At 55.0% G+C, this 21673-nt stretch carries 15 protein-coding genes; 2 read left to right on the top strand and 13 right to left on the bottom strand.

Annotation, left to right across the window (positions count from 1 at the left end):
* Positions 1-168: 168 nt before the first annotated feature.
* Entirely contained in the window at positions 169-1557 is a 1389-nt protein-coding gene (gene xseA / locus O1V65_RS01095) for an exodeoxyribonuclease VII large subunit (RefSeq protein ID WP_269130095.1), read from the top strand.
* Between the two features lie 13 nt (positions 1558-1570).
* On the opposite strand, the gene O1V65_RS01090 is transcribed toward xseA, so the two are convergent.
* On the bottom strand, positions 1571-3937 hold the full coding sequence (locus O1V65_RS01090; protein WP_269130094.1) for a glycoside hydrolase family 31 protein: 2367 nt from the start codon (positions 3935-3937) through the stop codon (positions 1571-1573).
* Positions 3934-5247 (bottom strand): MFS transporter, encoded by a 1314-nt coding sequence (locus tag O1V65_RS01085; RefSeq protein WP_017490176.1) that lies wholly within the window; start codon positions 5245-5247, stop codon positions 3934-3936. The genes O1V65_RS01090 and O1V65_RS01085 overlap by 4 nt, the downstream gene beginning before the upstream one ends.
* A 213-nt stretch (positions 5248-5460) precedes the next feature.
* On the opposite strand from O1V65_RS01085, the gene O1V65_RS01080 reads away from it, so the two are divergent.
* A complete protein-coding gene (locus O1V65_RS01080; protein ID WP_269130093.1) occupies positions 5461-6546 on the top strand; it encodes a LacI family DNA-binding transcriptional regulator in 1086 nt (361 codons plus the stop codon).
* Positions 6547-6702: 156 nt separating this feature from the next.
* On the opposite strand, the gene katE is transcribed toward O1V65_RS01080, so the two are convergent.
* From katE to pbpC, 11 genes are all read right to left on the bottom strand, one after another.
* On the bottom strand, positions 6703-8961 hold the full coding sequence (gene katE, locus O1V65_RS01075; protein ID WP_017490178.1) for a catalase HPII: 2259 nt from the start codon (positions 8959-8961) through the stop codon (positions 6703-6705).
* A gap of 232 nt (positions 8962-9193) precedes the next feature.
* Positions 9194-10678: a ribosome biogenesis GTPase Der gene (gene der, locus O1V65_RS01070; RefSeq protein ID WP_017490179.1), complete on the bottom strand. Its 1485-nt coding sequence runs from the start codon at positions 10676-10678 to the stop codon at positions 9194-9196.
* Between the two features lie 304 nt (positions 10679-10982).
* Entirely contained in the window at positions 10983-12164 is a 1182-nt protein-coding gene (gene bamB / locus O1V65_RS01065; RefSeq protein ID WP_017490180.1) for an outer membrane protein assembly factor BamB, read from the bottom strand.
* A gap of 11 nt (positions 12165-12175) precedes the next feature.
* On the bottom strand, positions 12176-12796 hold the full coding sequence (locus O1V65_RS01060) for a YfgM family protein (RefSeq protein WP_017490181.1): 621 nt from the start codon (positions 12794-12796) through the stop codon (positions 12176-12178).
* Positions 12797-12809: 13 nt separating this feature from the next.
* On the bottom strand, positions 12810-14084 hold the full coding sequence (gene hisS / locus O1V65_RS01055) for a histidine--tRNA ligase (RefSeq protein WP_084912129.1): 1275 nt from the start codon (positions 14082-14084) through the stop codon (positions 12810-12812).
* Between the two features lie 150 nt (positions 14085-14234).
* The gene (gene ispG, locus O1V65_RS01050) at positions 14235-15356 is read right to left on the bottom strand and encodes a flavodoxin-dependent (E)-4-hydroxy-3-methylbut-2-enyl-diphosphate synthase (protein ID WP_017490183.1); all 1122 of its coding nucleotides are present in this window, start codon (positions 15354-15356) and stop codon (positions 14235-14237) included.
* 69 nt (positions 15357-15425) lie between these two features.
* Positions 15426-16418: a cytoskeleton protein RodZ gene (gene rodZ / locus O1V65_RS01045; RefSeq protein WP_165429298.1), complete on the bottom strand. Its 993-nt coding sequence runs from the start codon at positions 16416-16418 to the stop codon at positions 15426-15428.
* Entirely contained in the window at positions 16408-17160 is a 753-nt protein-coding gene (pilW, locus tag O1V65_RS01040; protein WP_038327571.1) for a type IV pilus biogenesis/stability protein PilW, read from the bottom strand. The genes rodZ and pilW overlap by 11 nt, the downstream gene beginning before the upstream one ends.
* A 71-nt stretch (positions 17161-17231) precedes the next feature.
* On the bottom strand, positions 17232-18467 hold the full coding sequence (gene rlmN, locus O1V65_RS01035) for a dual-specificity RNA methyltransferase RlmN (RefSeq protein ID WP_017490186.1): 1236 nt from the start codon (positions 18465-18467) through the stop codon (positions 17232-17234).
* 239 nt (positions 18468-18706) lie between these two features.
* Positions 18707-19132, bottom strand: coding sequence for a nucleoside-diphosphate kinase (gene ndk, locus O1V65_RS01030; protein ID WP_017490187.1), 426 nt, complete (start codon positions 19130-19132; stop codon positions 18707-18709).
* A gap of 184 nt (positions 19133-19316) precedes the next feature.
* Entirely contained in the window at positions 19317-21662 is a 2346-nt protein-coding gene (gene pbpC, locus O1V65_RS01025) for a peptidoglycan glycosyltransferase PbpC (RefSeq protein WP_017490188.1), read from the bottom strand.
* Between the last annotated feature and the right edge of the window lie 11 nt (positions 21663-21673).

The following is a 21673-nucleotide window of genomic DNA, read 5'->3' as shown; positions in this document are numbered from 1 at the left end:
ACCAAGGTGGTATGCGGAAAAGATAAAATATTGCAGCGAGAGTATACAGGCACTCAATCGTTTGCTCTAGTACTATTTCACATTTTTTATAAAAAACTCTTGATTACCTCGAACGTGCCTGTAGTATCGATTGATTAAGTCTCTGTTTTCGAATTTGATCTGGGTCACATGCCACTACCTTCTTCGCCACCGATTTTTACCGTGAGCCGCCTCAATCAGACGGTCCGTGAGTTGCTGGAAAACGAAATGGGTCAGGTCTGGCTCTCCGGCGAAATCTCAAACTTCTCTCAGCCCTCTTCCGGCCACTGGTATTTCACGCTAAAAGATGCGCGCGCGCAGGTTAAATGCGCGATGTTCCGCAACAGTAATCGCCGCACCCCTTTTCGCCCGCAAAATGGTCAACAGGTTCTGGTTCGCGCGTCGATTACGCTGTATGAACCGCGCGGTGATTTCCAGCTGATTGCCGAAAGCATGCAGCCTGCCGGTGACGGACTGTTGCAGCAGCAGTTTGAGCAGTTGAAGCAGACGCTCTCCGCCGAAGGGCTTTTCGACACCGAACACAAACAGCCGCTGCCCTCCCCGGCTCAATGCGTCGGGGTCATTACCTCTGCCAGCGGCGCGGCGCTGCACGATATCCTACAGGTGCTGAAACGCCGAGACCCGTCTCTGCCGGTGGTGATTTATCCTACGGCGGTTCAGGGCGTCGACGCGCCGCTGCAAATCGTCAGGGCTATCACTCTCGCGAATCAACGAAACGAGTGTGACGTGCTGATAGTCGGGCGTGGCGGGGGGTCGCTTGAAGATTTGTGGAGTTTTAACGACGAACGCGTCGCACGGGCGATTTTCGCTAGCCGTCTGCCGATTGTCAGCGCCGTCGGCCATGAGACCGACGTGACTATCGCCGATTTCGTCGCCGACCTGCGCGCCCCGACTCCCTCGGCCGCCGCCGAACTGATCAGCCGAAACCAGCTTGAGCTGCTTCGTCAGATTCAGTCACAGCAGCAGCGTCTGGAAATGGCGATGGATTACTATCTGGCGCAGATGGCACAGCGCTTTACGCGACTCAACCATCGCCTCCAGCAGCAGCATCCTCATCTGCGTCTGGCACGCCAGCAAACCGCACTGTTCAAACTGCGCAGCCGCCTGGACGAGGCGATGCAAAATCACCTTCGTCGTCTGCTGCGCCGTGATCAGAGCCTGCAACAGCGTTTGAGCCAGCATCAGCCGCAGCGCCGCATTCATCAAATGCAGCAGCGGGTGCAGAAGTTACAGTATCGTCTTCAGCAGGCGATGACGGCGCAGCTCGGCGACAGTCGCCAGCGCTTTGGCACCGCCTGTACCCAGCTTGAAGCGGTTAGCCCGCTGGCAACCTTGGCGCGCGGTTACAGCGTGACCACCACGCCGCAGGGGGAATTACTGAAGCATACCGCGCAGACGGCACCGGGCGCGATGCTCAAGACTCGACTGGAAGACGGCTGGATCGAGAGCGAAGTGAAATCAGTCACCGTCGAGAAAAAACCGCGCAAGCGCGCGGCCGCCAGTAAAAAAACCGACTAACGCAGAACAGGCCTCACCACAGCAAATAGCTGGAGGTCTTCTCGCCCTCAATCCATACTTCGCGCGTTTCTCCGACGGGCAGAACAACGTTCAGCCCGCGCCAGCGTGGACGATATTCTCCACGGCGCGTAAAGCGCAGATTGATTCGCTGATCGGTATATTCGATGTCCCACGCCAGCCACAGCGCCATCCCCTGCTGCCAGTCGTGGCTTTCGCCGTCGTCCTCAAACAGGCTACCGCTGGCCTTGCCCGCGCCCGGCAGCGGGAACACTTGCAGGCTGCGTTGAGTGTCCAGCTCCACGTCGCAGTGCGCCAGTCGTGCCGAACACGGCAGCGCGCTGCCGCCGCGCACCATTAAGGGCAACCGGTCCAGGGCTGCCGCCAGCAGGATTCGCTGACCGCCACGGAACCACTCTCCGCTGTAAAAATTGACCCAACCGGTTGCGTTATCGGGCAGATAGACTTCGCGCTCACGCTGGCCTTTCTCGACCACGCTGGCCACCAGCAGATCACGCCCTATCAGAAAATCATCGTTTTCTTCGAAGGTGCTCGCGTCATGTTCGTTGTCCAGAAACGTCGGACGCAGCATCGGCTCGTCGTCAGCGTATGCCTGCCACAGCAGCGTATAAAAATAGGGCAACAGCCGATAGCGCAGTTCAATCGCCTCTCGCACCGCCGTCGTCACCTCGGGATACATCCACGGCTCATTCAGCGTGCTGTCATCGTTCCACGAATGAATGGTAAAGCGTGGGTGCATCACACCGTTCTGCACCCAGCGCACAAACAGTTCTGCCTCCGGTTTCGGACCCGCAAAGCCGCCTACGTCATGGCCGACGTTGTATAACCCCGACAGGCTCATACCTAATCCCATGCGGGTGTTGTAGCGCAGCGTTGACCAGTCGGTGCGGTTATCTCCGCTCCAGGTCTGCACATAACGCTGCATGCCCGCACAGCCGGATCGAGATATCAGGTACGGCCGTTTATGCGGGGCAAATTTTAGCTGCGCCTCGAAGGACGCACGCATCATCAGCAACGGCATAACAGGGCGAATATGCTTGATGGCGATCGGCTCCCCAAAACCGTAACAACGCGCGTCGCCGTCCCAGACTTCGAACTCGTTGTTGTCATTCCAGGTGGAGTCGATGCCTTTCTCCAGCAACTGACGCGTGACCTGTGCCTGCCACCAGGCGAAGGTGGCCGGATTGGTGAAGTCGAGATGCGAGCCTTCATCGTCCCAGAAGCTGGAGCATTCGGGCGTGGCCGTTTCTGAATCTTGTATAAAAAGCCCCTGCTCGGCCACCTCGGCATACAGCGGATGGTCCTGTAACAGGCAAGGTTTGATGTTCGCGGCCAGTTTCAGTCCGGCGTGATGAAACGCGGCGGTCATCGCCTCGGGCCGTGGAAACTTGTCATGGTTCCAGTTGAACACATAGCGTTTGTCGTTTATCGAGGTATAGCCTGACGACAGCTGGAAGGAGTCGCACGGAATACGGTGCTCGGCACACAGGCGGATAAACTTCATCAGCTGCTGCTGGGCGTCCGGCGCGTCGGTGTAGTGCATGGTTGAGCCGCTGTAGCCCAGACTCCATTTCGGACCGAAGAAGGTTTTTCCGGTCAGGCGCACAAACTTCTTGGTGACTTCGAGCAGCGTAGGGCCGATAAACAGGTAGTAGTCGAGATCACCGGCTTCGGCACTAAAGCGTCGATAAGGAAGATGATAGTTATCCAGCTCGTTCCCCAAATCGAAACGGCAGCTGCTTACATTGTCGTAAAACAGCCCAAAGCTCACGCCTTCGTGTCGCGTCAGGGTAAAGGGAACGTGCTTATAGAGCGGGTCGGTGCTGGCCGCGTTGTAGCCCATCGCGTCGAGGTTGCGCATTTCGAAGCGGCGACCGGTGCGGTTGAGATCCCCCGCTTTCTCGCCGAGGCCGTAGTAATTGTCCTGCGCATAGCGACGCTGGAAATGTTCCACGCCCTCGCCCTTCGACGGCAGCAGGTACGCCCCCGTTGGCCTGTCGCTCGCAATCAGCTGCCACTCACCCTCTTGGTTAAGGCCTTCCCACTCGAGGCGCAGCGGCTGGTGAACGGTGACCCGCAGCTGGGATGTCGCCAGGCGCAGCTGGTTCTCGCTTTGATCAAAGGTAAACTCGGGCAGACTGAAACCGGCATTGCTCAGGCGATTTCGCCCCTCCACCGGCACGTCCTCCTGTGGCGCAATGCTCCAGGTTCTGTTGAGTTCCAGCCGACCTTCGCGCTGCAAAAGTACCCGAAACAGCCCCTGTTCGAGCACCCGCAGGCTCATAATATGCTTGCCGTCGACGCGCAAATCTATGCCTGCCTCGTGGCGCTTCTCGAGTTCCCAATGTTTTAACGTCTTCATGCATGCTCCCCTTTTGCTGGATTACGACGTTCAGCAATCAGCGCAATCAAGAAGACTGCACCAACTAAATCAAAAAATCCCATGGCGATAAATAGCGGATTAAAACCGATGTTGTCGGCGACTGCGCCGATCAGCAGTGAAAATAGAAAACTGGCGATCCACGCCGAGGAACCGCGCATGCCGTTGACCGTCGCAACCTGATTTTTATCGAAAGACTCGACCACCAACGCGCTCAACATGCAGGAGATAACCTGATGCCCAAATCCGCCAATCGAGATCAGCGCAATCGCCAGGTAGGGATCTTTCGTCATCGCGACGAAGGCTAGCGAGACCATCATGAATGCGCCGGTCACGGAACTGGCCACCACCGAGTTGATGCGCGTGCAGTGGAACCATTTGCGGTAAAGCGTGGTGAGGTATCCGCTCGCCACGCTGCCGATATCGGCAGCGAGAAACGGCAGCCAGGCGAACATGGCAATATGTTTGAGGTCCATTCCGCGATCGTTGGCGAGATACAACGGCACCCAAAAGCTAAAGACGGCCCATGCGGGTTCAGCCAGAAAGGCCGGGATAGCGATGCCGTAGAATTTTTTGTTTTTACTCACGATTTTCAGTGAAGCAAGGAACGGCAGGCGCGACTGCTGCGGCTCGTTGTCCTGGCGAATCAACGCCAGCTCGTCTTTGCTCAGGTTAGGATGGCTCTCGGGCTCGTGATAAAAACGCCACCACAGCACCACCCACAGCAACGCTAGAAAACCACAAAACAGAAAAGCACCACGCCAGCCGAAGGACAGATGCGCGATGACCACAATAGGCGGTGCGAGCATCGCACCAATCGAAAAGCCGACCCCCGCCCAGCCTGCGGCCACCGGCCTCTCTTTGCGCGGGAACCAGTCAGAAATCGCTTTGGCATTGGCGGGCGTGGCGGCGGCTTCGGCGCTGCCCATGAAGAAACGCAGCACCGCCAGATGTATCCAACTGCCGACGCCAGCGTGCAACATGCACACCACTGCCCAAACGGTAGCGAAAATCATGAAGCCCAGCTTGAGCCCAATGACGTCAATGACCCAGCCACACAGCGGCTGGAAAATAGTGTAGGCCAGCTGGAAAGCGGCCACGACCCAGGAGTAGTGCTCGGTGCTCATGTTCAGGCTGGTTTTCAGCTCTGGCGCCAGCAGGCCGAGAGAGTTGCGCGTTATGTAGTTTACGGTGACCCCAAGCAGAAACAGCGCCAGCATCCACCAGCGTAGCGCCTTGAACTTTCTTCGTCCGACAACGGCCGTCGAAGCGGTGTTGATTTCAGTTGTCATGCCTTTCTCCCATCCGTCATTCAGTGTGCAGATGATGTTTATGTCAGGTACTCAGGAAGAGTAGGCAGGCCGATTTGTGAGCGAAACGTGATTTTTTGCAAAAGCTTTCACGCTATAACTTCATCACTGAAACAGGGTCGTCCGAGAGCTTATCCACTCGGCCTCGCCTCTGGTGAAAAAATTTGCATGGATGAATTTGAAGGAGATCACAGTTTGAAAGGAAAGTTAAATATCCAGCAAATTGCTGACCAAACGGGGCTGTCAATCAGCACGGTTTCACGGGTTCTGGCCGGAAAAAGCAATACCAGCGCGCAGGCACGACAGCGCGTTTTGGCCTGTGCTCGCTCACAGGGCACCCTCGATGACCTCTCGACCGGCAGACTGATGCTCAACAACCTCATTTTGTTTGCTCCGGCACGGGCGTTCGACGTGCGTAGCGATATCTTTTACTACAAGCTGATTCAGGGGATCCTCGCCGCTACCGCACACCACGAGGTGCGGGTGCGCTATTTCGCGATGGAAGAGGAGAACGCCGATGCGGCGCTGTTTATCGCCAAGATGACTGACCCGCTGGCCGACGCCGTACTGCTGGTCGGCATCGACGATCCACATATCCATCAGTTGGCCAATGACGTCGGCAAACCTTGCGTACTGGTGAACTGTCAGGACCGGCTGATGCGCCACGACAGCGTGTCACCCGATCATCAAAGCATGGGTGACTTCGCCTGTGACTATCTTTTTGCCCAGGGGCATCAACATATCGTGACGCTACAATGTCTGCGTCGGCAGACCATGGAACTGCGCCTCAACGGCATTAAAAACGCCTTTACACGCAATCATCAAACCTTCAGCGACAGCCAGCATTTGTTGAGCACATCAGGATTTGGCGCGCAGGAGGCCGAGCAAACGCTGCTTGAGTACATCGACAGTCTGGAAGATGGTGCACCGCTGCCGACGGCCATTCTTGCGGGAGGCGACTTTATGGCGGCGGGTGCAGTGGCGGCGCTGCGTAAGAGAGGATTATCGGTGCCGCGCGATATCAGCGTCATGAGCACCGACGGCTTTAATCTGGCTGAAATTCAAGACGTTGCACTGACGGCGGTTCAGGTTCCCCGCGACGAGCTCGGCGCAGAAGCGATTGCTCTGTTACAACGACGCATCTTCCGCCCAGACGCCCCCTTCACCACTCAGCTGTTGCAGGGCAAACTGGTGGTACGTGAGTCGGTCAGAAAAGCCAGCGCGCGACCGATCGCACTGCGTCAGCACCAACTTTATGATCCCCAGCCGAATCGCCAATGATCAACACACCAGGTCCTGCATCAAACTAACCAGAAAGCAGATTCGGATTAACACATCACACCGGTAAAAAATCCCCCTCAGCCCTGCGGTTGAAAATATAAAAAAGGCCCCCTCATAAGCAGGGAGCCTCTAAACAACGCTGGTGATACCTTTACACTAGGCAGGAACTTCCTGTGCGGCGGCCTCGCGTGACCAGACGCGGTGTTTCTTCAGCACCTCGATAAACTTGTCGGCCACCTGTTTGGCATCGTCATCCACAATGACGCCTTCATCCGGTTTCGGCAGCGGCAGCGCCTCATACAGCTTCAACGCATCGCCCTGTAAGCCGATCGCCTTCAGGTGCTTGAAGGCCTGAAGCAGGTAGTTCTTGGCATTACCATTTTTCTTCAGAGCCTCGATGCTGTCCTTGCCGGTAGCAACGATGACGCCATCGACCAGCACCGAAGGGTTACCCTCAATGGTGCCGTCGGCATTCACCGTTTTACCCTGCAGCGTTTTGATTTTGCCCAGACGTGGCGCAAAAATCTTGGTATGAATCCCCAGCGCGTTTAGCTCAGCGGTAATTTTCTCAACCGAATCACCGCAGACGCCGTCGGCAACCAGAATCGCCACCTGACGGGACTTCACCGGATGCACTTTGTCGCCGTACAGGCTCAATGCGTCATCTTTTTTCAGGCCGTTAACGTCTTTCGGGATCGGATGCGCACGCTGCTCGTCACTCAGCTCAAGGCCGATATTTGCCGCCACGCGGGCCGCTAAATCACCATCGATATAAGTGAGTTCATCAACGACGCGCTCACGAATCCACGGACGCACAACTTTGCCCAACTCGAAGCTGAAGCCACCAACGATATGATCCTGCTCGAATTGGGTCTGGCTCTGCCAGAACAGACGCGGCTGGGAATAATAGTCATTGAAGGATTCGCTTCTGACGCGCACCTTCTGCCCGTTCAGCGGCTGTGGAGAGGTGGCGAAACCGCCGTCCTTTTTGGCCGGCGGCGTTTCACGCGGCCAGTTGTTGTTGATGGAGTTAGGCTCGTAGTTCGCTTTACCCGAAATCCCCATTCTGTGCATGCCGTCTCGCTGATGATTATGGAACGGGCACACGGGTTTATTGATAGGGATCTCATGGAAATTGGGGCCGCCAAGGCGACTGATTTGCGTGTCCAGATACGAGAATAAACGGCCCTGCAGCAGCGGATCGTCGGAGAAGTCCAGGCCAGGTACGATATTGCCGGGACAGAAGGCGACCTGCTCGGTTTCACTAAAGTAGTTGTCAGGATTGCGATTCAGCACCATCTTGCCGACTATCTGCACCGGCACCAGTGATTCAGGGATCAACTTGGTGGGATCGAGGATATCAAAGTCATATTTGAATTCGTCCTCTTCCGGGATTATCTGTAGGCCAAGCTCGAACTCTGGGAAGTCGCCCGCCTCGATAGATTCCCAAAGCTCGCGACGATGGAAATCAGGATCCCTGCCGGTCAACACTTGGGCTTCGTCCCAAATCAACGATGCCGCGCCACAGGTCGGTTTCCAGTGGAATCGGACGAAGTGGCTCTTGCCTTCGGCGTTGATCAACTTATAGCAGTGGATCCCGAAGCCCTCCATCATGCGATAACTGCGCGGGATACCCCTGTCGGACATCGCCCACATCACGTTGTGCAGCGTTTCAGGCTGTAGCGACACGTAGTCCCAGAAGGTATCGTGGGCACTCTGTCCCTGCGGGATCTCATTGTGTGGCTCCGGTTTTACGGCGTGCACAAAGTCGGGAAACTTGATGGCATCCTGGATAAAGAATATCGGGGTATTGTTGCCCACCAGATCAAAGTTACCCTCTTGGGTATAAAATTTGGTGGCGAATCCACGGATATCCCTTACCGAGTCTGCCGAACCCCGAGCGCCCTGTACGGTAGAGAAGCGTACAAATACCGGCGTATCCAGCCCAGGATCGGTAAGGAAACCCGCCTTGGTCAGCGCATGCAGTGACTGATAAACCTGAAAATAGCCGTGTGCCGCCGCACCGCGCGCGTGAACAATCCTTTCAGGAATGCGCTCGTGGTCAAAGTGGGTGATTTTTTCTCGCAGAATAAAGTCTTCGAGCAGCGTAGAACCGCGTGCACCGGCTTTCAACGAGTTTTGGTTATCAGAGATTTTGATGCCCTGATCGGTGCGTAATGCCTGGCCGTCCGGGTCTTCACGATAAGCATCAAGTTGTTCTAGTTTGGCGTTGGTGGTCGATGGGGTTTTATCACTGCCTGCAAAGGTCGGCTCCGCACCGGGTGGACTCACGCTTTTTTGCGGTTTTATCGGTGCGCCTTTCGGGGCAGTGTCTTCCAGATGGGGTTTCACAGAGGCGGTTTTGTTTTCCAGGTCACCATGTTTACTTCCTGTATTATCTTTATGATCTGACATTAACGACTCTCCATTTAATACTCACAAAAAAAAGGGTTACCAAAAAATTATAGTCACTGTGTCAGGGACTGCTTTTTTAGGGCCTTGTGAAAAGTGAGAGCGCAGGAAAAATCGGCGGGAGAGCGGGTCATGCTGGGGGCTGGAGTTAACAATAAAAAACTGCATCTTAATGTTTCAGACTCGAGTCCAAAAGTTGGGATGCAGTTCTGTTTATCGCGTTAAAGGGTCGCGATTATTTTTTCTTCAGGTGCGACATCAGCCGTTTACGCTTACGCATCTGGTTTGGCGTCAGGGTATTACGCTTGCCTTCAAACGGGTTCTCACCCTCTTTGAACTGGATACGGATTGGCGTACCCATGATTTCCAGTGAACGACGGAAGTAGTTCATCAGATAGCGCTTGTAGGAGTCGGCCAGGTCTTTCACCTGATTACCGTGGATAACCACGATTGGCGGGTTATAACCCCCGGCGTGGGCATATTTCAGCTTCACGCGACGGCCGTTGACCAGCGGTGGCTGGTGGTCGTCTGCCGCCATCTGCATAATACGGGTCAGCATCGAGGTGCTCACACGTTTAGTCGCGCAGTGGTAAGCCTCGTTGATTGATTCGAACAGATTACCTACGCCGCTGCCGTGCAATGCGGAGATGAAGTGGATACGCGCGAAGTCGATAAAGCCAAGACGCAGGTCCAGGGTATCTTTCACCGCATCACGCGCTTCCTGAGACATTCCGTCCCATTTGTTCACCGCGATAACCAGTGAGCGGCCGCTGTTGAGGATAAAGCCGAGCAGAGAAAGGTCCTGATCGGAAATACCTTCGCGTGCGTCAATGACCAACAGCACCACGTTGGCGTCTTCAATCGCCTGTAGGGTTTTGATAACCGAAAACTTCTCGACGGTTTCTGTGATTTTACCGCGCTTGCGCACACCGGCGGTGTCGATCAGCACGTATTCACGCTCGTCACGGACCATCGGAATGTAGATGCTGTCACGGGTGGTGCCCGGCATGTCGTATACGACAACGCGGTCTTCACCCAGAATACGGTTGGTCAGCGTTGACTTACCGACGTTTGGACGGCCCACGATCGCGAGTTTGATAGGCAAGGTAGTCGGGTCGAAGTCTTCTTCAACGTCGGCCGGGATCTCGTCTTCGTTCTCGCCCAGTTGCTCTGCCCAGTAAGCGGCGTTGGCCTCTTCTTCGGTCAGCTCAACTTGTTCAGGTTTTTCACCGACGAACGGCACCAGCACGTGCTCGATAAGCTGCGTTACGCCGCGGCCGTGAGAGGCTGCGATAGCATAGACGTCGCCCAGACCGAGAGAGTAGAAATCTGCGGTCGCGCTGTCTGCGTCGAGACCGTCAGTTTTGTTGGCAACCAGGAAAGTGGCTTTTTCACGGCTGCGCAGATGCTGGGCAATGCCCTGATCCGCAGGCATCACGCCCGCACGAGCATCCACCATGAACAGCACGATATCTGCTTCTTCGATTGCCAGCAGGGATTGACCCGCCATGCGAGTTTCAACACCGTCTTCGGTACCGTCGATACCACCGGTATCAACAATAATGAATTCGTTGCCCTCGATTTCGGCACGACCATACTTGCGGTCACGCGTTAGCCCGGGGAAATCCGCCACCAACGCATCACGCGTCTTGGTCAAACGGTTAAATAAGGTGGATTTACCCACATTCGGGCGCCCAACTAGCGCGACGACAGGTATCATTTTTGAAGCCTCATTTTTTTATAGCCGATAAACATGCGTAACCCGACGGGCTACAACATCCAACCGCTATAATGCAAATCATTAAAATTCAATTTCTTACAACAGAAAAGGGGTAACCATTCTTGCTGTTTTTAGAATACGAAACGGCCCCTGAGCAATTCAGGAGCCGTTTAATGGCGTAGCTATTATACCCGCATCTTAAATCATTTGGGCATATAACCAAAGCATATACCCAAGTAATTGACGCTGTAGCCAGGGTGCGTGAGCAAAGCCAACGCCGCTACAGCGTCCAGGACGCAGGGGATTAACGCTGGAAGGAGTAAACCTCGCCGCCTTTAGCCTGCACAACCAGCTTGTCGCTTGCCACAATCGGCGCGCTCAACAGGCCAGAGGAGTCCACTTTCTGTTGGGCGACAAAGCGACCATCATTGGTGTTCATCCAGTGCAGATAGCCTTCAGCATCGCCAACCACCAGATAGCCGTTGTACAGCACTGGAGCGGTCACCAGACGGTGAAGCAGTGCGCTTTGCGTCCAGATAGTGACACCACCCTGGGTGTTGAGTGCCATCACGCGGTCATTCTGGTCGACCATGTAAATACGGTCACCGTCGATCACGATGTTGTTAACCGAACCGACGTCACGCTTCCACATGATCTGACCGGAGCGAAGGTCCATCGCCACCAGATTGCCGTTGTAGGCAACGGTGTATACGACGCCGTTAACGATAACAGGCGTGGTATCGATGTCGCTCAGACGGTCGATTTCGGTCGCACCGCTTGGCTCAGAAATACGTTGCTGCCAGATCATCTGGCCTTCTTTCAACAGCACCGCGCTGACGCGACCGTTGTCACCGCCAACGATGGCAGCCCCAAAGGCAACGGCTGGCGCCGATTCACCACGCAGGGAAAGCGTTGGCATATCGAGGTTGGCGCTCCACGCGATGCTACCGTCTTTCTGGTTCAGCGCCTGCAGAATACCGTTGCTGGTGTGAATCAAGATCAGACCGCCGCTGACTACCGGACGAGAAATGGCTTCACCGGCTACGGTTGTTTTCCACGCCAGCTTGCCGTCAGCGGTGTTCAACGAGTAAACGATGGCTTTTTCGCTGCCAATATACAGGTTTGAACCGTCAACGGTCACGCCGCCAGAGAGCTCGGCGGAGATGTTGCTAGAGAAGAAGCCCGGGTTTTCGGACAGGTCAACCTTCCACTTCTCTTTGCCGTTGCTGGCGTCCAGCGCCTTCACGATACCAAAACGGTCGGCGGCGTAAATGGTGTTGTCTTGCCAGGCCGGATGCAGGTGAGAATAATACTGACCTACGCCATCACCCACGGAAGTGCTCCACACTTCGGTCGGCGTGAACTGATTTTCAACTTTTGGCAGCGGGGACATTTTAACGACGTCTTCTTCGCCGCCAAACAATGAACAGCCGCTCAGCAGGGCAACAGAAACCCATCCCACCAAGAGTGTTTTACGCAATTGCATCGGGGTTCCCCTTAGCTGGATAAGTTATTCAATTTCATACGCAGCATAGTCTGCAGCGTTTGAGATGGCTTGGAATCAAGGCCTTTACTGTATGCATCCCTGGCACCTTTGGTATCGCCCTTCGCCAGAAGAACGTCACCGCGGACCTCTTGTTGCATCGCCATCCAGCCGTCGCCCTTGACGTTGTCGAGGGTTTTCAGCGCGTCATCCAGCTTGTTTTGTTGCAGCTGAACGCGTGCCAGACGGTAGTTAACCAGTGATAATAAGTTTTCGTCTTTAGTCAGCTGGCTCGCCTGCGTCAGTTGTTTTTCGGCATTAACGAAATCTTTGGCCTCAACGAAGTGATCGGCCAGCTGCAAGGCAGCAAAAACGCCATAACTGTTGCTGTTGGTCTGAGCAAACTTCTCTAAATTGGCCACGCCATCGGCTTTGTTAGACGTCAGCGCAGTGCTTGCCTGCTGATAAGACGCCGAGGCTTCGGTCAGAGCGGTGTTCTCATGAGTCTGCCAGTAATGCCAACCGCCTAAGGCAGCAATACCCACGACGACGCCAATAGCCAGCGCTTTACCATTCTCGGCAAAGAAGCGGCGGACGGCATCAACCTGTTCATTTTCAGTGGTATAGACTTCCACGTGGTCCTTCTCCTTAACCTAACATCGAGGCCAGACGCACAGCCAAATCGCTCTGCGCCAGCGTTTCTTGCTCACCACTTTGCAGATTTTTAACGACGACCTGCTGAGCCGCGACTTCGTCCTCGCCTAATACCAGGGCGATACGCGCCCCCCATTTGTCGGCACGGGCAAACTGCTTTTTAAAGTTGCCGCCGCCGTAGTTAGTCATGACTTTCAGCTCTGGCAGTGCGTCACGCAGTTTTTCAGCCAGTTGCATCGCCGCGCCCTGCGTGCCCGAACCGGAAGAAATCACGTAAGCATCGACCGTTGGCGGCGCCTTGAAATCAGGATTAACGGCCTGAACCAGCAGCACCAGACGCTCAAGACCCATGGCAAAACCTACTGCCGGGGTCGCACGCCCGCCAAGCTGCTCAACCAGACCGTCATAGCGACCGCCGCCACAGACTGTCCCCTGCGCACCAAGACTGGTGGTTACCCACTCGAATACGGTACGGTTGTAATAGTCCAGACCGCGTACAAGACGTTGATTGACCGTATATGGGATACCTGCGAGGCCTAAAAGTTCACACAGACCTGCAAAGTGTTCGCGAGATTCTTCGTCGAGGTAGTCCGCCAGCTCCGGTGCATCGTTCAGTAATGCCTGAACCTCTGGATTTTTAGAGTCCAGAACGCGCAGCGGGTTGGTATACATACGACGTTTAGAGTCTTCGTCGAGCTTTTCAATATGTTGCTCAAGGAAGGCGATCAGCGCATCACGATAGTTGGAGCGCGCTTCCAGTGAACCGATAGAGTTCAGCTCGAGGGAAACGTGCTCGGCGATGCCCAGTTCACGCCACCAGCGGGCGGTAAGCATGATAAGCTCTGCGTCGATATCTGGACCCTGTAGGCCAAACACTTCGACACCCAGCTGATTGAATTGACGGTAACGGCCCTTTTGCGGACGCTCATAGCGGAACATGGGTCCGACGTACCACAAACGCTGTTCCTGATTGTACAGCAGACCATGCTCGATGCCGGCACGAACGCAGCCAGCGGTGCCTTCAGGGCGCAGGGTCAGACTCTCGCCGTTGCGGTCCTCGAAGGTATACATCTCTTTTTCAACCACGTCGGTGACTTCACCGATCGCGCGTTTGAATAACGGGGTCTGCTCTACAATCGGCATACGGATTTCGCTGTAGCCGTAGGTGCCAAGGACTTGCTTGAGCGTACCTTCAATACGCTGCCACAGTGCAGTGTCTGCTGGCAGATAATCGTTCATGCCGCGGATAGCCTGGATGTTCTTTGCCACGTCAGTTCTCTATCTTTTTTTATAAAAATGAACCCGATTATAGGGGTTTTGTATCCTGAGGTTCAATGCGGATACGTCAACGCCTCATATCGGGTTCAGTCTAATTCAGCCCAAAGGGCAGGCGCGCTGGCAATGCAGCGCGAGCTCAGGTTACTTTTCGAGATGATTGATAACGATGCGCTTACTTTGATCCATCAGGGCCGCTTTGGCGCGGATCTTCGCTTCAAGCTGATCGATCATCAGCTCATTATCAAAACGCTCTCTTTGACGAACGCCGTCTTCGTAGAAACCACTCTTGTTATGACCGCCGGTCACGCCCAAGGTAGAAACCAGCGCTTCACCCGGACCGTTCACCACACAGCCGATGATCGAGATGTCCATCGGGGTGATGATGTCTTCAAGACGCTGTTCCAGCGCGTTGACGGTGCCTATCACGTCGAATTCCTGACGAGAACAGGTCGGGCAGGCGATAAAGTTAATCCCGCGCGAGCGAATACGCAGCGACTTGAGGATATCAAAGCCAACCTTCACTTCTTCTACCGGGTCCGCCGCCAGTGAAATACGCAGCGTATCGCCGATACCTTCAGACAGCAGCAGGCCGAGGCCGATCGCTGATTTTACCGAGCCGCTGCGCATGCCACCGGCCTCGGTGATACCGAGGTGCAGGGGCTGCACGATTTGCTTGGCCAGCAGACGATAAGATTCGACGGCCAGGAAAACGTCAGACGCCTTAACGCTGACCTTGAACTGATCGAAGTTCAGTCGGTCGAGGATATCGACGTGACGCATCGCTGATTCCAGCAGGGCCTGAGGCGTAGGTTCGCCATATTTTTCCTGGAGATCTTTCTCCAGTGAGCCGCCGTTCACACCGATACGGATAGGAATATTTTTGTCGCGCGCGCAGTCAACGACTGAACGAATACGCGATTCATTACCGATATTGCCCGGGTTAATACGCAGGCAGTCCACGCCGTATTCGGCAACCTGCAAGGCGATGCGGTAGTCGAAATGGATATCGGCAACCAGCGGAACGTTAACCTGCTGTTTGATGTGCTTGAAGGCTTCAGCAGCGTCCATGGTTGGAACAGAAACACGAACAATGTCCACACCGACGCGCTCAAGGGCTTTAATCTGAGCGACGGTTGCGGCGACATCGGTGGTGCGGGTGTTGGTCATTGATTGCACCGCGATTGGTGCACCATCACCGACAGGCACCTTGCCGACGTAAATCCGGGTTGATTTGCGACGGGTAATGGGTGCTTGGTTATGCATTTGTACTCTCCATCGTTGCGATCGTCCTGGCCTGCCCTCTTGCAAGGGCAGGCCAGAGTCAAGACGCTGTTACTGAGCGGCTAAAGTCAGACGAGCAACACGGTTTGATTTAACAAAACGGCTTAGATCAACCGGCTTACCTTGGTATTGAATCTCGACGGCACCAGGTGCACCGATTTTCAATTTATACGGCGCTTTACCTTTCAGGTTTAGCGTTTCTCCGCCTTTCTTCACGCCGCTGAACAATGTTTTTCCGGAAGCGTCGTTAACCTGCAACCAGCAGTCTGCTTTGAAAGTCATTGCCACAGCGTCTGCATCAGCCGCAGTGGCGCTAGCCTGTGCATCACCGGTTGGCAATGCAGAAGACGGAGTCTCAGCCGAGTTCGGCTGGCTTGTAGTGTCCGCAGCCGGGGCCTGAGTCTGCGCTGGATCCGCGTTTGCAGCGGTATCTGGCGTCGTATTCAGCGGCACAGCGTTTTGCGCCTGCGTAGCCGCAGCGTTGCCAGAGGCAGTCGCTGGAGCAGCAGATTGGGCTGCGGTTGTAGAAGATGCGCTACCGGTGTTCAAGGGAATTGACTGCCCCTGAGCATTATCCTGGTTTAGCTGTGCGGTAGATTGGTCCGCCATATTGGCAATCTCTTCCTGCTGCGCCTGATGGTTTTGCCACCACCATGCGCCGGTCAGGCCGAGCACCACGAAAACTATCAACCAGGTAAAGCCCATCAGCCAGCCATCACGCTTTTTGCGCGACTTGCGTAACGATACGCCCTGCATAGAAGCCACTTTTGGCACATTGATTGGCGCCTGCTTGCCAATTAACGATGCCAGTTCCTCTTCAGGAACGTGGACCAGTTTTGCGTAAGAGCGGATATAACCGCGCAAGAAAGTCGGCGCCAGGTCGGTTGGCGTATTTCCTTCTTCGATTTGGCGAATAGTCGAAAGCTTTAGGCAAAGACGTTCTGCCACAGCCTGATGGCTGAGTCCCAACTGCTCACGAGCTTGACGCAGGCGCTCACCCGCGGTCACTTTAGTACTTTTATCTTGAGTGGCTTCAGTATTCATTAGCTAAGAACTGCTGGTACTGTTGGGATTGTGGAAAATTCCGCGCAAGCTGCTTGCCGTAACGTTGAACGTTGTCCGGTTTGCCTGCTAACGCCGCGAAACGAATTTGTAACATAAGACTGTCAGCGCTGGCTGGCAGAACATGTTGATATACATCCAGTAATACTTGCGCGTCGGCGCGATTCCCTGCTTTAAACTGCCCGTTGGCTTGAGTCATCAAAGGCGTGCCTTTGTCAGGATCGTTTTTCAGCGCCTGACTCAACAACACTTTTGCTTCATCATACTGATTAGCCTTCAGAAAACAGTAGCCTGCACTTTCAAGACTGTCAGCTACCGGACCGGAATCAGGTAAACGGGCAGCGATGCTAAACTGCTGTTGTGACGGTACATACTGCCCTAAACTACACAAAAACGCACCGTAATTATTCAGGACAGTTCCATTTTGAGGGGCGAGCTTTAACGCTTGCTGGTAGCGGCTTTGCGCGGCGTCGTTATTGCCGTTTTTTTGCTCATACAATGCCATTCCCAGCTGGTTACGATAATCCTGAGGCGAGGCGTCGACCGCCTGTTGCAGATTGGCCTTTGCCGCAGGCATGTTCCCCTGCGACAAATACTCCATTCCCAACTGAAGTTGGGTTTGAGGCGCGCCCGAGGCGGCCTCGACCGGCGGTTGCTTTGAACCCGAACAGGCCGCCAGAAGACAGACTGCCGCGCTCGCGGCGAAGAACCCTTTCCACTGCATTATCGCCATATTAAATCCTTTTACCCTTCTACCGATAAGAAGACCCATGCAAGCTCAGAACCACGATCTATTTATACGCTTTTAACCATAATAGATTCACCGGCCATTTTTTTCTTCAAAGTACGTTTGGTACGGTCAATAACTTCGCCCGCCAGCTGTCCGCAGGCGGCATCGATATCGTCGCCGCGCGTTTTACGCACGATAACGGTAAAGCCGTAGTCCATCAGCACCTTGGAGAAACGGTCGATGCGGCTATTGGAGCTGCGACCGTATGGCGCCCCCGGGAAGGGGTTCCATGGGATCAGGTTAATCTTGCACGGCGTATCCTTCAGCTTTTCAGCCAGCTCGTGCGCGTGCTCGGTACCGTCGTTGATGTGGTCAAGCATAACGTATTCAACGGTCACGCGACCCTGATTAGCGTTAGATTTCCCCAAATAACGATTAACGGCAGCCAGGAAGGTGTCGATGTTGTATTTGCGGTTGATCGGCACAATCTCGTCACGAATTTCATCGTTCGGTGCGTGCAGGGAGATAGCCAGCGCCACGTCAATCATGTCGCCCAGCTTGTCCAGTGCAGGAACCACACCGGAAGTAGACAGGGTCACGCGACGTTTTGACAGCCCGAAACCGAAGTCGTCGAGCATGATTTCCATCGCGGGAACCACGTTGTTCAGGTTAAGCAGCGGCTCACCCATGCCCATCATCACCACGTTGGTGATTGGACGAGTACCGGCAACTTTTGCCGCACCGATAATCTTCGCGGCACGCCAGACCTGACCGATGATTTCAGAAACGCGCAGGTTGCGGTTAAAGCCCTGTTGAGCGGTTGAGCAGAAAGTACATTCCAGCGCGCAGCCTACCTGTGAGGACACACACAGCGTGGCGCGATCGCCATCAGGAATATAAACAGTTTCAACCTGCTGATTGCCGACCTGGATAGCCCATTTGATGGTGCCATCTGCAGAACGTTGCTCAACGGCAACTTCCGGAGCACGGATTTCGGCAACGCTCGCCAGCTTGTTACGCAGCGTTTTATTGATATCGGTCATTTCCTCGAAATCATCGCTACAGTAATGGTACATCCACTTCATGACCTGATCCGCACGGAACGGTTTTTCACCCATTTTGATGAAAAACTCGCGCATCTGTTTGCGGTTCAAATCCAGAAGGTTAATTTTGGCGCTCACCGGGGCCGCTGATTTCTCAGCTAATTCTGCTTTAGCAGCATTTTCAGCGCGGATGACGTTCAGGGAGTCGATTTCAGACGAGCTGAGAACCGGAATATCTAATTCGATGGTACTGGACATATTTTTATTGGCCTCGTTGTTACACGTTATGGCTCGAAGGAAGTGCGGGCCTTAAATCGCCCACGAATGCTCATTGCTCAAACCACTACAGAAATAATTAAACGCCCCAAAGAGTAAAACCCTTGGGGCGCAACATTGTACAAATTTTAAGGCGAGGTGGCTATTAATGAAAGCCAGCTAATACAAATTTATTGTATCAGCCAATTAGCGTAGTAAACCGACCTAAACCTAACTTCTTATTAACGAGCGCAGATTTCGCTTTCGTCGAAGAAGTAAGCGATTTCGCGCTGTGCAGACTCAACCGCGTCAGAACCGTGAACGGCGTTAGCAGTGAAGCTGTCAGCGTAATCAGCACGCAGAGTACCCGCCAGAGCGTTGTCTGGGTTGGTTGCGCCCATGATGTCACGGTTACGCTGAACGGCATTTTCGCCTTCCAGAACCTGAACAACAACTGGACCAGAGGTCATGAACTCTACCAGACCGTCGAAGAATGGACGACCTTTGTGCTCAGCGTAGAAGCCTTCAGCCTTTTCTTTGCTCAGACGGATCATTTTAGAAGCGATGATCTGGAAGCCAGCACGTTCGAAACGCGCAGTGATAGCACCGATGTCGTTGTTAGCTACGGAGTTTGGCTTGATGATAGAGAAAGTACGTTCGATAGTCATAAAAAAACCTCTGTCTGACTTTAGAGTTTGTGCAGGTCGATTAAATGTTAACACTGCCGGAAAATGGCGCCGATTATAGGGGGCTAAGTAACGCTTGCCTACAGGAATAACAACATTTGATTAAAAAAATGTGTCACTGATTCACTTTGTGGCGCAAAGGCCTCATTTTCTATAAACAAAATCATTAATCAAGGGTGAAATTGAGCGTACTAACCTGACTGCTCTCATCCAGCACCGACAGTTGATACTGGCCCGGCTGGCTTAGCGTGGCCTGAAAGATTCGATTGTCGGCGCCGTTCTCCACCTGCTCGCCATTGAGGAACCACCAACGTCTCCCAGCCCCGCCCTGCGACTCGATTCGCAGAGAGAGACTGCGTTGCCCCGGCAGAGGCTTGAGGATCGCGTTATCGCGTATTCCCAATAGCAAAAGCGGCTGTACTGCAGATTTGCCCAGCGGCGGGCAGCTCGCGTCATGCGGCGGCAAACGCTGACTACGGTGCTCTTCGGGCGGCAGCCAGGGTTCGAGCGGCGTCGGCCATAGCGCCACCTGAGTAGCGTGAGAATTCGGGCAGTTGGCCGCGACCTGCTGGCCCTGTGAATTGACCCACAGCGTAATCAGACTCCCGGCCTGCGACTCCTGCCCAGGCGCTGGGAGCGTGGGCGGCAGCGTGCCGTCGAGCGTCCAACTTTGGCGCTGCTGGCGGCAGTTGGTGTCACCCGCCTTGAGCGGCTGTCCGCCGGGCCAGCACAGCGTGGCAATCCCAACCGATGGCGGACGCGGGTCACTCACCGCCATCTTCGGGCTGTAACGCGCCGAGCTGACCAACAAATTGTTCACCTGATTGAGCAGCGGCACTGCCGTAGCGTAGCCGAACTGACCGGCAACCGGCGTGGCGTCAGGGCGCCCTACCCACACGCCGATGATATATCCCGGATTCACCCCCATCGCCCACGCATCGCGATAGCCGTAGCTGGTGCCCGTTTTCCATGCCAATGGAACCGTGCCGGGCAACGTATTGTCGGGTTGCGGGAGTGCCTGCCCGCCCAGGATACGTCGGATAATCCATGCCGCTCCCGGCGACATCAACCTGCGTTCGACCAAAGGCTGTTGAGGTTCAAAGCGTAATCTGGCGACCTTACCGCCCCGCGCCAGCGCACTGTAAGCCTGTGCCAGTTGGTCTAGCCGCGATCCTGTGCCACCCAATATGACCGCCAGACTGGGGTCACTGTTAGCGGGAAAACGCAGGTGAATACCGGCGTTGCGTAAATTCGCAGTAAAACGTTTTGGCCCGTAAGCATCGAGCAGTTGCACAGCAGGGAGATTGAGCGACCTGACCAACGCTTCGCTGGCGCTGACTGGCCCATGAAAACCGGTGTCAAAATTGCCCGGACGATAATCCCCGAAGCGCCTTGGTACGTCTTGTAACAGCGACTCCGCAGTTATCAAGCCATCGTCCAGCGCCAGCCCATAGAGGAAAGGCTTGAGGGTTGACCCCGGCGAGCGCCATGCGCTGACCGTATCGACTTGCCCAAAGCGGCTGCTGTCTTTGAAATCGACCGAGCCAAGATAGGCCTTTACCGCCATCGTCGAACTTTCAACCACGATAACCCCGACGGAGGTTTTCGCCGGCAGCTGGTTTTTCCAGCCTGCCGCCAGCTCCTCAAGCTGCCTTTGCAGATTAGCGTCGAGCGTTGTGGTCACGATGGTGCGGTTATTATGGCTAGTGAGCCTTCTCGCCAGCAGCGGGGCAAGCTGTGGCACCTGACGCGGGGCAAGCCAGATGGACTCCTGACGAATCTCGTCGACGCGCCTCTGCGGCCAGACGTGATACTCCGCCAGTCTGGAGAGCACCTTGTCTCTTGCGGCACGAGCGCGTTCGGGGAATCGGTCGGGACGCAGCCGACTCGGTGCCTGCGGTAAAACGGCCAGCAGCGCCGCCTCGCCTGGCGTTAGCTCAGAAGGCGGTTTGCCCAGGTAGGTCCAGCTGGCCGCCGCTATGCCCTGTAAGGTACCGCCGAAGGGGGCACGATTAAGATAAATTTCAAGAATTTGCGATTTCGACAGCGTCCACTCGAGCTGGAGAGTACGGGCAATCTGGCGCAGTTTGCCCGCAAAAGTGCGCGGATGGGGACAGATAAGCCGCGCGACCTGCATCGACAGCGTACTTCCGCCTGAAACGATGCCGTCGTGATGAATATTTTGCCAACTGGCACGCAGCAGCGACAGCGGATTAATGCCGGGATGATCCCAGAACCAGCGGTCCTCGTAGGTCAACAGCGCCTGCAAATAGTACGGCGAGACCTGATCCAGTTTAACGGGATAACGCCACACACCCTGTGCATCGGCATAGCGCCAAAGCGGCGTACCGTCCTCTGCGGTCACCACTCTCGCGACCGGCAGCTCTTGCAGAGGCAGTGGCCAGATACGGTTTGCCGCCCACAGCAGCGCGCCTCCCGTCAGTATCAGCAGGAGAAAAAAACGCGCGATTCTCAGCCAAAAGAAGCCGCGCTCACCGCTGAGACCTTTCATTGCCCGGGATC

Source organism: Rouxiella badensis (assembly GCF_026967515.2).
GTDB classification, from domain to species: Bacteria; Pseudomonadota; Gammaproteobacteria; order Enterobacterales; family Enterobacteriaceae; genus Rouxiella; species Rouxiella badensis.
Note: the sequence above shows the minus strand (reverse complement) of the source record. Positions and strands in the feature narration are given on the sequence as shown.